Origin of the sequence: Gemmatimonas sp. (assembly GCF_027531815.1) — a bacterium.
In the GTDB taxonomy this organism is placed as follows: Bacteria; Gemmatimonadota; Gemmatimonadetes; order Gemmatimonadales; family Gemmatimonadaceae; genus Gemmatimonas.
The window spans coordinates 347,333-361,998 of record NZ_JAPZSK010000006.1 but is presented as its reverse complement, the minus strand read 5'-3'; the positions used below and the strand labels follow the sequence as shown (position 1 = coordinate 361,998).

10 protein-coding genes and 3 pseudogenes are annotated in these 14,666 nt (G+C 66.6%); 11 read left to right on the top strand and 2 right to left on the bottom strand.

Annotated features, from left to right (window positions below; genetic code table 11):
* Nucleotides 1–305: 305 nt before the first annotated feature.
* The 6 genes and pseudogenes from O9271_RS09110 to O9271_RS09085 all read left to right on the top strand — a co-directional run.
* Nucleotides 306–542: pseudogene (locus tag O9271_RS09110) on the top strand (transposase); the annotation flags it as partial.
* A pseudogene (locus O9271_RS09105) lies at nt 543–737 on the top strand (transposase); the annotation flags it as partial.
* Between the two features lie 739 nt (nt 738–1,476).
* Nucleotides 1,477–2,319, top strand: coding sequence for a hypothetical protein (locus O9271_RS09100; RefSeq protein WP_298268541.1), 843 nt, complete (start codon nt 1,477–1,479; stop codon nt 2,317–2,319).
* 306 nt (nt 2,320–2,625) lie between these two features.
* Entirely contained in the window at nt 2,626–3,660 is a 1,035-nt protein-coding gene (locus O9271_RS09095; protein ID WP_298268539.1) for an efflux RND transporter periplasmic adaptor subunit, read from the top strand.
* Nucleotides 3,657–6,797: an efflux RND transporter permease subunit gene (locus O9271_RS09090; RefSeq protein ID WP_298268537.1), complete on the top strand. Its 3,141-nt coding sequence runs from the start codon at nt 3,657–3,659 to the stop codon at nt 6,795–6,797. The genes O9271_RS09095 and O9271_RS09090 overlap by 4 nt, the downstream gene beginning before the upstream one ends.
* Entirely contained in the window at nt 6,794–9,853 is a 3,060-nt protein-coding gene (locus O9271_RS09085; RefSeq protein WP_298268535.1) for an efflux RND transporter permease subunit, read from the top strand. Before O9271_RS09090 ends, O9271_RS09085 begins: the two co-directional genes overlap by 4 nt.
* Here O9271_RS09085 and O9271_RS09080 read toward each other — a convergent pair.
* Nucleotides 9,825–10,220, bottom strand: a complete 396-nt coding sequence (locus O9271_RS09080; RefSeq protein ID WP_298268533.1) for a hypothetical protein — start codon at nt 10,218–10,220, stop codon at nt 9,825–9,827. The genes O9271_RS09085 and O9271_RS09080 overlap by 29 nt on opposite strands.
* A 174-nt stretch (nt 10,221–10,394) precedes the next feature.
* Nucleotides 10,395–12,002: an SDR family NAD(P)-dependent oxidoreductase gene (locus O9271_RS09075; protein WP_298268531.1), complete on the bottom strand. Its 1,608-nt coding sequence runs from the start codon at nt 12,000–12,002 to the stop codon at nt 10,395–10,397.
* 108 nt (nt 12,003–12,110) lie between these two features.
* Between O9271_RS09075 and O9271_RS09070 the strand changes: the two genes are divergently transcribed.
* From O9271_RS09070 to O9271_RS09055, 5 genes and pseudogenes are all read left to right on the top strand, one after another.
* Nucleotides 12,111–12,302, top strand: coding sequence for a hypothetical protein (locus O9271_RS09070; RefSeq protein ID WP_298268529.1), 192 nt, complete (start codon nt 12,111–12,113; stop codon nt 12,300–12,302).
* Nucleotides 12,303–12,597: 295 nt separating this feature from the next.
* Nucleotides 12,598–12,750: a hypothetical protein gene (locus O9271_RS09065; RefSeq protein WP_298268525.1), complete on the top strand. Its 153-nt coding sequence runs from the start codon at nt 12,598–12,600 to the stop codon at nt 12,748–12,750.
* A gap of 178 nt (nt 12,751–12,928) precedes the next feature.
* Nucleotides 12,929–13,230: pseudogene (locus O9271_RS18455) on the top strand (type II toxin-antitoxin system RelE/ParE family toxin).
* Nucleotides 13,227–13,520: an addiction module antidote protein gene (locus O9271_RS09060; RefSeq protein WP_298268523.1), complete on the top strand. Its 294-nt coding sequence runs from the start codon at nt 13,227–13,229 to the stop codon at nt 13,518–13,520. Before O9271_RS18455 ends, O9271_RS09060 begins: the two are co-directional and overlap by 4 nt.
* Nucleotides 13,521–13,544: 24 nt before the next feature.
* Nucleotides 13,545–14,663 carry a hypothetical protein gene (locus O9271_RS09055; RefSeq protein WP_298268521.1) on the top strand — a complete coding sequence of 373 codons (1,119 nt, stop codon included), beginning with the start codon at nt 13,545–13,547 and terminating at the stop codon, nt 14,661–14,663.
* The last annotated feature ends 3 nt before the right edge of the window (nt 14,664–14,666 follow it).

Genomic DNA, 14,666 nt, shown 5'->3' with positions numbered 1-14,666 from the left:
GACAGTAGGCCACGAGATGAGGCTTGCGGCTCGTCCCGCAAGTTCGTGTAGCTGATTATGTGAAGTTCGGGATGGTGGCCGCCTGCGTTGGACGCGGAAACGGCCACCGACCTTCTTCTGGGTGCCCTTGTTCACCAGTGGGATTGCCGACTCACGAAGCCCGGAAACTGACCGATGACCGTTGCCGTTATGCAGGGTAGCCCGAAGCGGCTCCTCCAGTAATCCAGCGGCCTGACCCTGGCGCCGCCCGTCGATCACTTGGGCGCCCTGCGGCAGACGATCGTCCTGCAAGCCGTTGAGGCCCAATGCGCGCATTTCCTTGGGGCCGCGCCGTACAATCGCAGCGAGACCCGGCGGGGGCTGCACCATGGGTCCCGCACGCGCTGCTCAGCACGCTGGCCGAGTGCTATCTGCAGGGCGTGTCGACACGCAAAGTGCGCCAGATCGTCGAGCAGCGCCGCGGCGAAACGGTGAACTCGAGTACCGTGAGCCGGGCAACCAAGCAGCTCGATGGCCAGCTCGCGGCGTGGCGCGCCCGGAAGCTCGAACGCGAACACGAAGAGATCCGCCGGCGCACCCGCGTCGTTCGCAGTTTCCCCAGTGAGGCGAGCGACCTGCGTCTCGCCACGGCGCTCGCCGCCGACCGACGCGATCAGTGGGCGAAGCGGCGCTGTATCATGCCCGCCTCGCCCACGATCAACGTGAAGCGTGCCCTGAAGACCCCATGCGCGTCGTAGCCGCCTCCCCTACTGGAAGCGAACTACACACTTCTCGTTACTTGACCACGAGCCTGGGTATTGACAGGAGATTAACTCGGCGCAATCGTTGCCGCGAAGAGTGAAGTCGGCCGTAGACGTTTCGCAGACAATGACGCAGGGCAACCTCGGAGTAACGGGCGGCCCTCAGAGTGAGGTTTGTGGGCGCTGACGAGGCGCTATCGATTCAATCAGTTTCTCGCAGGAGAGCATGAAGCGCATTCTTGTGGCCTTGGGAGTCGCTGCTGCGACGGTGGCTGTGCCAGCGGCGTTGGCGAAGCCGTTGACGGCGGAGTGTACGCCTTCAGCTTGCCGACTTCGACGCACCCACATTTGACGATATGCTTCGGGAATCCAAACAGTGATCTCACGAGTGGTTGTCTGCGAGGCGCTCGCGCGTGCGGTATCGCGCCGGTGGAAGATCATCGTGGGTCTTCCCCTCATCGCCTTGGTAGCCTGTCGTGATGCCGAGCCTGAGCAGCGTGCGAACGCAGCGGGTGCGATAACGGAGGCGGCGTATGCATCGCAGGCTGCCGAGCCTGCCGTGCTTGACACCATACTGTGTGTGGCTGTGCCCGCAACTGCATGTGTGTTTGATCCAGTGCAGGACGTCGCGATAGCGAAGCGTGAGACGTGGGTTCTCGCTCGCGGCGCCCTGTCTCGTATCGATTCGGTTGGTACAGTCCGCATCGGCGCGCGGTCCGGCGGGGGGCCCGGGGAGGTGCGCGCACCCATCGCGCTTGGTGAAAGCGGACTCGAGGGCGACGGGGTCACCGTCTTCGATGTCGCCAATGCGCGCCTCTCCACGTTCATCGCTGGCGATTCCGCAGTCGGGACGAGCGTGATGCCGCCGCCGTACTTCCGGAACATGCGCATCCGCCGCGGTGCGCTGCACGCGTACACGCTCCCGCCGGCACGAGCCATTGGCGATACGATTTCGGCAACCATCCTGCGTTTCAGCATGGCGCGAGACGGATGGACCGATACCGTCGCGCGGTTCGTGGATCGTGCGGTGGCGGTGCACGGCATTGGAGGGCAGGCTCTCGCACGACTCCCGTGGGAGCGCGCGCTCCTTTGGGATGTGTGCGGCAACGGTGATCTGATCACCGCGTTCAGTGACGGGTGGACCGTGCGACGCTTTCGTGCGGGGACCTCGAGTGCGAGCGACTCGATCCATCGCCCGGCGTATCAGGCCGAACCCATGTCCGATGAGGAATACACGGCGCTCTCGACGCAGGCGCTCGAAACTGCGCCCCCTTTGCCCGCCTTCCGGGAGGTCCTGGCGAAGCGGCTCGCCGTCAAGCCGGCAGCGCGCCTGGCGCTCGAGCAGCTGTTCTGCACCACGTCGGGGAACGCCGTCGTCGTGAACACCTCGTCAGCTGGCGCGACAGATCGCGTGGTGGATGTGATCGGTGCCGATGGCACCCTACAGCGGCGCGTGCGGGTACCCAATGTCGTGCGATTGGTGGGGGCCTATGGCGAGCGACTGGTCGGGGTGCAGGAGGCGGACGAGGGAACCTCCCGCATCGTCCGGATCGATGTCGCCTCGGCTTCCAAACGCTGACGGCACAGGACGGACGGGTCGCACTGCACGCTGCATTGTTCCGCTCCGGACGCTACTAATCGGATGGCGCGCATGCAATGACGGGCGCAGCCGCTCGCTGGATCATTCGCAGCACGAGGGATCATGACACACGGGATGGTTCGGGGAGCAGTCATCGAACGATGTATACCAGCGAAAGGGTGGTCGCTCGCAGTTGCTCTGGGCAGCCTGATCATCGCCGGGTGCAACAGTGCTAAAGGAGATGCGGCCAACGGCGACCCACTCGCGGCGGCATCCACTACGGGATCATCCACAACGGCAGCTACGGTGAACGCACCCGCCGACTCCGCCCCCGCTGTCGCCCTCCCTGTTGTCACCGAAGGCGCCACCGACGGCGATCTCATTCTGCGCGTGAGCACCACGGGCCAGGTGCGCTCCGAGGCTGTGGTGCCGCTCAAGGCCGAGGTCGCCGGCACGGTGCTGCAGCTGATCGTGCGCCCGGGCCAGAGCGTGGCCGTGGGCCAAACGCTCGTGAAGTTCGATCCGTACCCCTTCGATCTCGCCGCCCGCGAAGCACAAGCCAAGGCCGACGAAGCCGAGCAGAGATTCCTCGAGAGTTATGTACCGGAATCGCTCGTCACCGGACGCGGCCCCACCACCGAACAGCGCCGCGCCCTCATGAACAAGGCGGGGCTCACCGGGGCGCGGCTGCAACTCGAACGTGCACGCTACGAACAGACCCGCGCGCTCATCACGAGCCCGGTGGCCGGGGTGGTGCAGGTGATCAACGTGGCCACGGGGGAAAAGGTCGCCGCCGGCCAGGCGATCGCCACGGTGGTGGACACCCGCCGGCTGGTCATCGACGCGCAGGTGCTGGAGCACGATCTGCCGCTCATTCGCGAGGGGGGCGAAGCGCTGATCACCAGCGCCGGTGCTCCGGAACAGCTGGTGCGCGGACGCATCGAAGCGGTACTGCCGCTGGTCGACACCGTCTCCCGGGCCGGTCACGCTGTGGTACGAGTGGCGAGCACCGCGCTGCTGCGCCCAGGCATGTACGCCGATGTACAGCTCGAGGCCGCTCGCCTGCGCAACCGGCGACTTGTCCCAGCCCGCGCGGTCATCGAGCGCGATGGGCGACCCCTGGTGTTCGTGGTGAAGGACGGTCGCGCGCAGTGGACGTACATCGTGCCGGGGCGCAGCAATGGCACCTTCACCGAGGTGCTCCCCGACAGCAGCAGCGGCGAGATTCCCGTGCGCGCGGGTGACGCGGTGATTGTCGATGGGCACCTTACGCTCACACACGATGCGCCGGTGCGCGTGGTGCGCGACCGGGAGCGCAACGGCCAGACGAACAGCCGGTGAGTGTCGCCGCCGCCGCCGTACGCCGCCCGGTCGCCACCGTGGCGGTGGTGCTGGCCGTGCTGCTGCTGGGCAGTGTATCGCTGTCGCGGCTGCCGGTGTCGCTCCTTCCTGACGTGTCGCTGCCGGTGCTCACGGTGCGCACCACGTACACCGGCGCTGCCGCCACTGAGGTGTCGCGCTTCGTGGCCGAGCCGGTGGAGCAGGCCATCGGCGCCACGCCGGGGCTGGTGGAGCTGCGCAGCGTGAGCCGCAACGGCGAGGCCACCACCACCGCGCGCTTCGCCTGGGGCACCGACATGCGTGCCACCGTGCTGGCGGTACGCGAACGGCTCGATGCCTCGCGCAGCACGCTGCCCGAGAAGGCCGATCGCCCCACGCTGCTCACCAGCGACCCGGGTGAACGGCCCATCGCCGTGCTCGCGCTCACGTCACGCGCTACCGGGAAAGTGGGTGAGGGAGGCGTGGACCTGCGCACCCTCGCCCGCACCGCCGCTGATGTGCACGCGCGTCGCCTCGAACAGATCGAAGGGGTGGCGAGTGTCGCCGTAGCCGGTGCTCCGCGCGATGAAGTCCGCGTGTCGCTTGACCCCGACCGCCTGCGCGCACTCGGGCTCACCACCACCGATGTGGCCGATGCCATATCGCAGCAGAACGTGACCGGCGCCGGCGGCACCATTCGCCGCGGCCAGTTCCGTTTCGCGGTGCGCGCGCTCACGGAGTTCCAGTCATCGAGCGAACTGCTCGATACGCCCATCGGCCCGCCCGAACGGCGGTTGCTGTTGCGCGATGTGGGTGCGGTGCAGCTCGCGCTGGCCGAGCCCGACACGCGTACTCGGCTCGACGGTGCCGATGCCGTCGGCCTGGTGGTGTACAAGGACGCGGGCTCCAACACGGTGGCGGTCACGAAGCGGCTCACCGAACAGATTGCGCAGCTGGAACAGGAATACCCGGGGCTCGCGCTCACGGTGGTGGCGGCGCAGGCCGACTTCGTGGTGGATGCGCTCTCCAACCTGGGTCAGGAAATCGTGGCCGGCGGCATCATGTCGCTGCTGATCATTCTGCTCTTCCTGCGCGACTGGCGCCTGTCGCTGGCCATCGGGCTCACCGTGCCACTGTCCGTGCTCATGGCGCTGGTGGCGCTGCAGGCACTGGGCGTGAGCATCAACGTGCTGTCGCTGGGCGGGCTCGCGCTGGGCACGGGGCTGCTGGTGGACACGGCGATCGTGGTGGCCGAAGCAGTGGGGCGACGCCGTGATGAAGGGATGCCGTTGCGCGAGGCGGCGATCATGGGCACCAACGATGTGAGTGCACCGCTCTTTGCCGGCACGCTTACCACGATGCTGGTGTTTGGGCCCATCGTGTTCGTGCAGGGGCTGGCGGCGGCGTTGTTCAGAGACTTGAGCTTGAGTGTGGTGACGACGACGGCGGCGAGCCTGCTGCTGGCGCTGACGCTGATGCCGGTGATGATCGTGGGAAGGAGGCGGGGGAACAGCGGACCGCCGGAAGCACGGCGGGTGGAAACTCGGATTGCGGTAACTGATGGAACGGCGCTGACGGCGCTGGGGCATCGGCTGACGCAGCTGTATGAGCGGGGGATGGTCTGGTCGTTGTCCCACGCGCGGGCGGTGTTTGCGATGGCGCTCGTTGCTGTGGTGGTTACCACGGTACTGGTGTGGCATCTCCCCAAGGAGATTCTGCCGCGGGTGGACGACGGGGTGCTGGTGGCGCAGCTGTCGTTGCCGCAGGGCACGAGTCTCGATGCCACTGCCACGCAGGTGGCGCGGGTGGAGCAGGTGGCACGCACACTTGGCGCGCGCGATGTGTATGCGCGCGTGGGCAAGGCCACTGATGAAGAGATTCTCGCGGGTGCCGACCCGGGGTCGAGCGCCACGGCGCAGGTCATCGTACAGGTGCCGTCGGGCACGAAGGCATCGGACATTGCGGCGGCGCTGCGCACGCGGCTGCCTGATCTCGCGAACGGGGCGCTGTCGGTAGATCTCGCCGGGCAGTCTGAGTTCGGCGCACTCATCGGCCGCGAGGGGCGGTTGGTGCGCGTGGAGCTGTCGGCGCCGTCGGCAGCGGTTTCGCAGGCGTGGAGCGATTCGGTGCGGCGCGTGATGGCCCCACTCGAAGGATTGGCCGATGTGCGCGAGGCGTATGCGAGTACGCAGCCGGTGGTGGAGGTGGCGCTGCAGCGCGATCGGCTGGCCGAGCGTGGCATTGCGCCGCAGCTGGTGGTGAGTGCGTTGCAGGGCGCGCTGGGTGGGGTGACCGCGAGCACGCTGCGCGAGACCGATCGCCGCACCCCCATTGCGGTACGCTACGCCGGACTCGCGAACGAGAACCTCGATGCCGCGCTGCGCACACCGCTGCGCGGTGCGCCACTCGCACAGCTGGTCACGGTGAAGGAAGTGCGCGCGCCACTCGAGGTGGTGCGCGTGAATCAGCGGCCGGTCGCCATCGTCGAAGCGCTGGTGGAAGAAGGCGGTACCGCGCGCGCCACGCAGGCGGTTCAGCGTGCGCTGGAAGGCGTGACCTTCCCGGCTGGTGTGATCTGGCAGGTGGGCGGCGCCGATACCGAACGCGCGCGCACGAGCAATGAACTCGTGTTGGTCGCGGTGCTCGCGGCGGCGCTGGTGTTTCTCGTGCTCGCCGCCGAGTTCGCGAGCTTCACCATTCCGCTGGTGGTGATGCTCACCGTGCCGCTCGCCGGTGCGGGCGCGGTGATGTTCCTGTGGCTCACGGGGCAGTCGCTCAACGCGGTAAGCCTTATCGGCATCGTGGTGATGATCGGCATGGCCGACAACGAAGCGGTGGTGAAGCTCGATGCCATCCGCACACTGCGCGAACAGGGCGTGCCGCTGCACGACGCCATTCTGCAGGGCGGCGCCAAACGGCTGCGCGCCATCGCGATGACGAGCATCACCACCATTACCGGCGTGTTGCCGCTGGTGTTCGGCTGGGGTAGTGGCGGCGCGCTCTATCAGCCGCTTGCGGCCGGCATCATCGGCGGCAGCATCTCGGCGTTGCTGGTCACCTTCTTCCTGCTCCCCACGGCGTATGCCGTGCTCGAAGGACGCCACGGCGCCACCGTGCGCGCGTTGCCGGAGCCACCTTCCACCGGGCGCACAGCGTGATTCGCGCCGCCGTGAACCGGCCGGCGGTCATGTGGGCGCTGGCGGTGGCACTGCTGCTGGCGGGAAGCATGGCCTTCACGCGATTGCCCTTGGCCACGCGCACGGCCGTGGAGCTGCCGCGTCTCAACGTGAATGCCACCTGGTCCGGCGCGTCGCCCGAGGTGATGGAGGCGTACGTGACCGCGCCGCTCGAAGGGGCGGTGCAGGGCGTGCGCGGCGTGAAACGCGTGAACAGCACCAGTCGTGATGGCACGTCATCGCTCACGGTGGAACTCGAGCCGCAGGCCGATGTGCAGATGGCGCGGCTCGGCATTCTCGAACGGCTCGAACTGCTGCGCAAGGAGTTGCCGCCGGGCGTCACGCAGCCGAGTGTGTCGAACTTCGTGCCCGAGGGGCTCGAGGAAGCGCCGCTGCTGTCGCTCATCATCACGGGCCCGTACACGCCGGGCGCGCTGCAGCGCACGCTCAACGAACGGGTGAAGCCGCGCCTCGCGAACGTTCCCGGCGTGGCCGGCGTCACGTCACGTGGTGGAACGACGTTCGGCGTTGCGGTGAGCTACGATGCCGCACGATTGCGCCAGCTCGGCATCGCTCCCGAACGCTTGAATGAAGCCGTTGCCTCGGCCCGTGTAGTGGCCTCGCTGGGTACACTCACGCGCGGTACCCAAGTGAAGGCCGTGGTGCTGCGCGATCAGCCGGCGGCACTCGACTCGCTCGCCTCGCTGCCGGTGGTGGCGCCGGGTGGCCGGCGCTTCCGGTTGGGTGAGCTCGCGGTGGTGCGAGCCGAAGAAGACGCACGCGGCCAGTTCTTTCGCATCAACGGGCGCCCCGCAGTGGCACTCGATGTGACACGCCAGCCGGGCGCCGATGCCATCGCCACGGCGGCGATGTTGCGGCGCGAGATTGCGGCGCTGGGACCGCAGCTGCCACCGGGCATGCGGCTGAACGTCGCGAGCGATGATAGCATTGCCCTGGCGGAGGAGCTGCAGGATCTCGCGCGGCGCGGCGGGCTGGCGATGTTCGCGGTGACAGTGGTGCTGCTGCTGATGCTACGGCCGCGGCGCGCGGTCTGGGCGGTGATGGGTACCACGGCGGTGGCGGTCGCGGGAACGGCACTCACGCTGTACCTCTTCGGTATTCCCGCCAACCTGCTCACGCTCGCGGGGCTCGGGATGGGCGTGGGCATTCTGGTGCAGAACGCAGTCGTGGTGGTGGAGCGGCTCGCGCTCGCGCCGGATACGCCGTCGCTGCGCGCCGAGGTGGCGGGGCGAATGGCGCCAGCGGTGCTGGGGAGCACGCTCACCACGGCGGTGGTGCTGCTGCCGTTTCTTTACCTGCAGGGCAATACGCGCGCGGCATTCACACCGTTTGCGCTGGCGTTCGTGATCGCGCTGGCGTGGAGTGTGTTTACGGCGTTGGTCATGGTGCCGGCGGTGGGGAAGGGGATTGGGAGGAAGGCAAACGCGCTAGGGGCAGGACATGGAGAGCGGCGTGGGGCGGGCTGGGCGCGTCGGGAGTACATGCGAGTGCTGGTGCTGTCGCTGCGGCATCGCTGGGTCACACGGGTGGTGAGTGTCGCACTCGTCGCGGGCATGACGTGGGTGTTCGTCGAGAAGGTCCCGCGCAGCAGTTGGGGCAACTGGGGTGACCGACGTACCACCGTGAATGTGTACCTCTCGTTCCCGCGCGGCTCCGACCCGGCCACGCTCGATGCGGGCATGCGCGACTTCGAGCAGCTTGCCGTGGCCACGCCGGGCGTGGAGCAGGTGCGGGCACAGGGCGGTGGCACAGGCGCATCACTCACCGTGCGCTTCACCCGCGAAGGTGGTTTCACCTCCTCGCCACTCATGCTGTACGAGCAACTCACACAGCGCGGTGTGCTGCTCGGGGGAGCGAGTGTGTCCGTGTCGGGCGAGGGCCAGTCGTTTTCCAACGGTGGAGAGGGCGGCAGCTTCGCGAGCTTCCGCATTCAGGTGAAGGGCTTTTCGTACGCGGGGGTGGAAGCGCTGGCGCTCGACGTGAAGCAACGGCTCGAGCGCATCACACGAGTGCGCGATGTGCGTATCACCAGCGGTGGCTGGCGCGGGAGTCAGCGCAGCGCCCTCATCACGCTCGAACCCGACCGCGTAAAGCTGTCGCGGGTGGGGCTCACCACCGCCAACTTCACCGCGGCACTGGCGCGCGAAGTGCGCGGGCAGGTGGGCGCGCAGCGCCTCGAGATCGGCGGCGAAGAGCTGCCCGTCACCGTGAAGGACGCCGGCGCCGCCAATCGCGATCTCGCGGCGCTCGAACAGGCGATCATGATGTCGCCCGCCGGCACGCCGGTGCGCCTCGCCGACGTGGCCGCCATCCGCGAAGGTGAAGCCCTCGGCAGTGTGGAGCGCGAGGACCAGCAGTACATCCGGCAGGTGAGCTACGACTTCCGCGGCCCCAACAAGCTGGCGCAGCGCACGCACAAGTCGTTCATGCGGTCACTCTCCGCGCCGGCCGGATACACGTTCGTCGATCTCACCGAGCAGTTCTTCGGGCAGGACGACGAAAGCGCGAAGGGGTTGTGGCTCGTCTTCGCGCTCGGTACTGCGCTGGTGGTCCTTGCCGTGGCGCTGGTGTTCGACAGCGTGTGGGGGGCCATCATGGTGCTGCTCTCGCTCCCCATCGCCCTCACCGGCGTGGTGTCGGCGTTCTGGGCCACCGACACCGCGTTCACGCGCGAAGCCGCGGTGGGCGTGATCCTCGCTGTGGGATTGTCGGTGAATCAGGCCATTCTGCTCGTGGATGCCGCGCTCGAAGCCCGTCGCCGCACGGGCACCATGCGCGCCGCTGCCGTGATGCGCGCAGCACTCGACCGCGCCGGCATGATCGTGCTCGTTACTCTTGCTGCGCTGGCGTCACTTGCGCCGCTCAGTCTTGGCACTGACGCCGACTCCCTGTTCGGCGGCATTGCCCTGGCCACGGCGGGCGGAACGGTCGCGGGCACCCTGGGTGTGCTGCTCCTGCTGCCTGCCATCCTGAACGACGGTCGGCGCGTTACGGCACCACCAGCGACACCGTCGTGACCGGGCGCGCATTGCGGTTGCTGCCCACCACCACCGTGATCGAGCGCTCCGCCAGCGGCAACCCTATCACGGGCGTGAGCACGCGGCACACGAAACTCGGGCCCTCCAGCGGGGAGAAGATGGACGGCATGTTGAGCGCCACCTCGAAGGCCCCCGACGCGTTCGCGTCGGTGGTGAAGCCCACGGGGTCGTTGCTGGCCCCCACGCACGACACCCCCACTTCCACGTTGGGCACCGCCGTGCCGTTGGCCCGGGTTACCGTGCCGCGCAGGGTGGCGTAGAGAAAGCCCGAGTTGTCGGTGGTGGCGGTGAGCGACGTGCAGGAGGCCAGCAGAAGTACGGGAGCAAGGCGAAGCGTGCGGCGCATGGCGGTTCTGGCGTTGCGGGGACTTGAACGGTCAACTGACAACTTGTCACTATCACTACGAACTATAAGCTCGCCCGGAGTTCACCTGTTTCCTGCCGTGGCGGGGGGATCGCATCCGCCTTGAGGAGTTTGTAGTTCGTAGTGAGAGTCTTCAGTTGTTGGTTCGATCGCCCATTACCAATCCGTGGGCGTGTAATCCTTGAGGAACTTGCCCCACACGTGAGTTCCCGTGTTGATCCCGTCGATGATGGGGTCCACGATGCGCGCGGCGCCGTCCACGATGTCCAGCGGGGGATGGAAACGATGCTCCTCCACCTTGCGCGCGGCAATGTGCACCGGGTCCTCGTCGGTCACCCAGCCGGTATCCACGGCGTTCATGTGAATGCCGTCGGTCTCGTAGTCGGCGGCGCTGGTGCGGGTCATCATGTTGAGCGCGGCCTTCGCCATGTTCGTATGCGGGTGGCGCGTCGTCTTGAACTTGCGGTAGAACTGCCCCTCTACCGCGCTCACGTTCACGATGTGCTTGTCTCGGTTCAGTGTGCGCAGCATGAGGGGCTTGAGGCGCGCGTTGATCAAAAACGGCGCAATGGCGTTCACCAGCTGTACTTCCAGCAGTTCCACGCTGGGTACTTCGTGCATGAGCAGGCGCCACGAGTTGCGCTCGCGCAGGTCCACCTGCTGCAGGTCCTGATCCAGGCGCCCCTCGGGGAAGAGCTGCGACTGGTCCTGGTACTCCTCGGCCAGCAGCGCCACCTGCGACAGCTCGGCCGCATGCGTGATGCCCGCCACCTCGGCCAGCGCGCGCGGCAGCGTGGCCGGCGTGATCATCTCCTCCTCACGCGACACGCCCGCCTCGGGGAGCAGGTGATAGCCGCGCACGCCCTCGTACGCGCCCAGCAGCTTGCGGGCCTGCTCGGGCATATCGCCGAGCGACGCGCGTTCGAGATCCATCATGTGCTTGTAGAAGTCGGGCGGACGCCGCACCGTCTGACAGGCGTTGTTCACGATGAAGTCGAGCCGGTCGTGCGTCTCCATCAGATGATGGCAGAACGCCTCCACGCTCGGCGTGTGGCGCAGGTCGAGCCCATAGATCTCGAGCCGGTGCTTCCACTGCTCGAAATCAGGCTCACTGGCGTAGCGCTGCGCCGAGTCACGTGGGAAGCGCGTAGTGACAATGAGATGCGCACCGGCGCGCAGCAGCTTGATCCCGGCCTGATAGCCGATCTTCACGCGACCGCCGGTGAGCAGCGCCGTGCGGCCGCTCAGATCGGCCAGCTCGGTGCGCTTGCGGTAGTTGAACTCCGCGCAGGTGGGGCAGAGCTGATCGTAGAAGTGATGGATGACCGTGTACTGCTGCTTGCACACGTAGCAGTGCTGCGGCTCCAGCGCCTCGGTGAAATCCGGCTCGTCCACCGTGATCTGCTCGTCGCTGCCGGGGAGCAGATAGTTGGGTGTGGTGAACACTGTTTGCCGGCGCAGCTTGCGGATGCCCGTTTCCTGCAGCTGGTTCTCCGCCTCCTGCAGCTTGGCCGTGCGCTCGACCTTCTTGAGGCGCTTGGTGGCCTTCACCATCTGGCGGCGCAGAATGGCATCCGGGCGCGACACCTCGCCGGCGGCCTTGAGCAGGCGGGTGCGCTGCTCGTCGGGGATGTCGAGCAGGTTGGCGCGATCGGCCGCGAGCTTCTCGAGCAGCGCGGTGGCGGCGGCGATCTGTTCGGCCGAAATGCGGTCAGCCGAGGACGACTCGGCCGGGGCAGTCTGAGGCAGCAGGGTTTCCGACATAGCCTCGGAAGATAACGACCCCGGTTCCGGAATCACATTTGTGATGTACTGTCTCTCACCACGGATGTGCCAACCGGCCACCGACATTCGATGCCTCTCTTGAGCAAGATGAGCACGGCATTCCGGCTGCCGATAGCGCTGACCGGCCCGGACGACTTCAATTGCGAGGGCCACACCATAAAGGCGCACTTGGCCCTACCAGCCGTGCGCGTCGGCCGTCATTTGCTGCGACGACGTGCCGGATCGATCGCCGACGCCCTGTATAAGTGGGGCGAAGCGCGTGGCATCACCCTCGCCTGAAACGAACCGGCGAAGCAAACCAGAACGCTTACATCGGGCGCTTCAACCGCAGCTTCCGTGAGGAGGTCCTCGATGCATGGGTGTTCACTACGCTCGCCGAAGTGCGCGCCGTGAGCAAAGAGTGGCGGCACGGCTACAACACGGAACGGTCGCACGAGAGCCTCGGGAGCGTGCCGCCACTGACCATTCTCCCGAGATCAACCAACGTCCACGAGTCTACTTTCAAACTGTGCGCTAGACGGGGGAGTCTACGGCCGCTGTACAACCCCGACGCCGAGCCGCCCGCTGGTGAGATGTGGCAGGTCTTCGAGTGCGGGGGCCGCTGGTTGGTGCCGTTCGCTTGCTGGTTCGGCTGACGGTTCGCGCGGTCGAGCGGAACCGCGTGTACGGCGTGTGGCGTGACGACGACGGGGCGGAGCATGTGCGCGTGCACGCCATCAGTCGCTGACCCGATTAATCGCAGGTCGGTTCCAGCCTTGCGATCCACGACAGATTCCGCACGGTGGTGCGAACATTCGGGAGTTTATTGGAGCGCGGCGATCTACCGGAAAGTGTAGATGGATCAGCGGTGCTCTCGCGACCATCTGCCATCCTTGCCCAGTGTATGCGATCGGATATACTTTGGTATGCATGTGTTCCCGCGCACCGACGCATTCGACGAGTGGCTGCGCACGCTCCGAGATCCGATCGGCAAGGCGCGTATCCTTGCGCGAGTCTGCGCAGCGGAACTCGGCCATTTCGGTGATCTTGCTTCCGTGGGCGGTGGAGTATTCGAGGTGCGCGTTCACGTCGGATCCGCTATCGGGTGCACTACTGGCGGCGGGGAACGGTCACCTATTGGCTGCTCTGCGGCGGCGACAAATCGACGCAGTCGCGTGACATTCGCCGAGCCAAAGCACTACGGGATTCTCTGGAGAGCGAGCCATGAACAAGCCTGTACCGTTCGACGCGGCAGACTACATGGACAGCGAAGAAGTCATCTCGGAGTATCTCAATGTCGCGCTGGCCGGCGAGCACCCGGAGCTCTTGATGCAGGCGCTCGCGGATGTGGCTAAGGCGCGCGGGATGGCACAGCTGGCACGCGATACGGGGCTGGGGCGAGAAAGTCTATACAAGGCATTGGCGCCAGGGGCGAAGCCATGCTTCGACACGGTGTTGAAGCTGATTCGCGCGCTGGGAGTGGAGTTGCACACCAGCCCGATCACGCGCGAGGCATGAGGATCGCTGAGGCACTTCCTGAAGATGATGCGAACGTTCGTGACTCTGTCAGCGCTGCTGATCACCGCATGTGAGCCCGGTGCGGAATCAAGACCGGAGTCCGTTTCCGTTGCTGTGACGGCCCTGAAGGAGTTCCCGGCATTGTCCGAAGGCGACGTGACTATTGCAGAGAGTTACGAGGGCGGGTGGATCATCGGGGAGGAGCAGACGGGTACGCTGCTGCGGCTCGATGCGGGCGGTGCAATCGTCTGGAAGAGCGCAGGGCGCGGACGCGGGCCGGGAGAACTCCTCTCGCTGCGTCAGGTCAGATCGGCTCCCAACGTGATTTCGGTACTGGATGCCAGGCAGCGGAAGGTTGTGCGCTTTGGCTCTGGCGACGGTCGGCTGCTTGGCGACATCCCGGTCGGGCTGGCGGCGCAGGCCCCCGGCGCTTCCGTTGTCGGCATCCTCCCTGATGCGCGTTGGCTTCTGCGTAACACGGGAAGCGACTATCGCTCGCGAACCGGGGCCGTTCGTCCGCTCGTTGCCCTTTCGATCATGGACACGACAGGTACCAGCGTCGCGGTCGGGAGCTATCGCGAGTCGGAACTCCTGAGGGACGTGCAGGATACTCGCTCCGTCGAGTTGTTTCGTCCGCTGGGAAGGCGATCCGGCGTGGCAATCACCGGGCATGCCGTGTACGCCTTCGACGGTGACACGCTTTTCGCCTTCACGCAAAATGGAGCCGCGGTGAGCCGCATGATCGTTGCGCTCCCGCCCGAAGTCGGTGTCATGCGGATGGACGCCAATACGCTACGCTGGGGCGAGCAGCAACTCCTCGCGTCAGGCCCGATGTCTGACGCGTTCGCCGAGTTGTATCGGCGCTATCCACCTCCCGATACACCGCCAACCTGGGGCGCAGGTGGGCCGAGCGCTGCGCCGCCCATTCTTGCGTCCCCCGGTGGCTCCATCTTTCTGCGGCGCTTCACCGCCGACGGGCCAGAGGAGTGGTGGAGGCGTTCCCGAGCAGGAGAGTGGACACGTCTGCGGTTCCCCGCGGCGAAAGAAGTCCTGGCATTCTCCGACAGCACCGCACTGGTTCGCAGCACTCGTGATGACGGCATCGCGGTCGAGGAACTCCTCTTCCGTGCGACGGTCCGCTGAACG

Bases quoted from the DNA above. Each gene is read 5' to 3' on its own strand.
- O9271_RS09080 (WP_298268533.1), bottom strand. From the start codon at position 10,220: ATGCGCCGCACGCTTCGCCTTGCTCCCGTACTTCTGCTGGCCTCCTGC.
- O9271_RS09075 (WP_298268531.1), bottom strand. From the start codon at position 12,002: ATGTCGGAAACCCTGCTGCCTCAGACTGCCCCGGCCGAGTCGTCCTCG.
- O9271_RS09070 (WP_298268529.1), top strand. From the start codon at position 12,111: ATGAGCACGGCATTCCGGCTGCCGATAGCGCTGACCGGCCCGGACGAC.
- O9271_RS09060 (WP_298268523.1), top strand. From the start codon at position 13,227: ATGAACAAGCCTGTACCGTTCGACGCGGCAGACTACATGGACAGCGAA.
- O9271_RS09055 (WP_298268521.1), top strand. From the start codon at position 13,545: ATGATGCGAACGTTCGTGACTCTGTCAGCGCTGCTGATCACCGCATGT.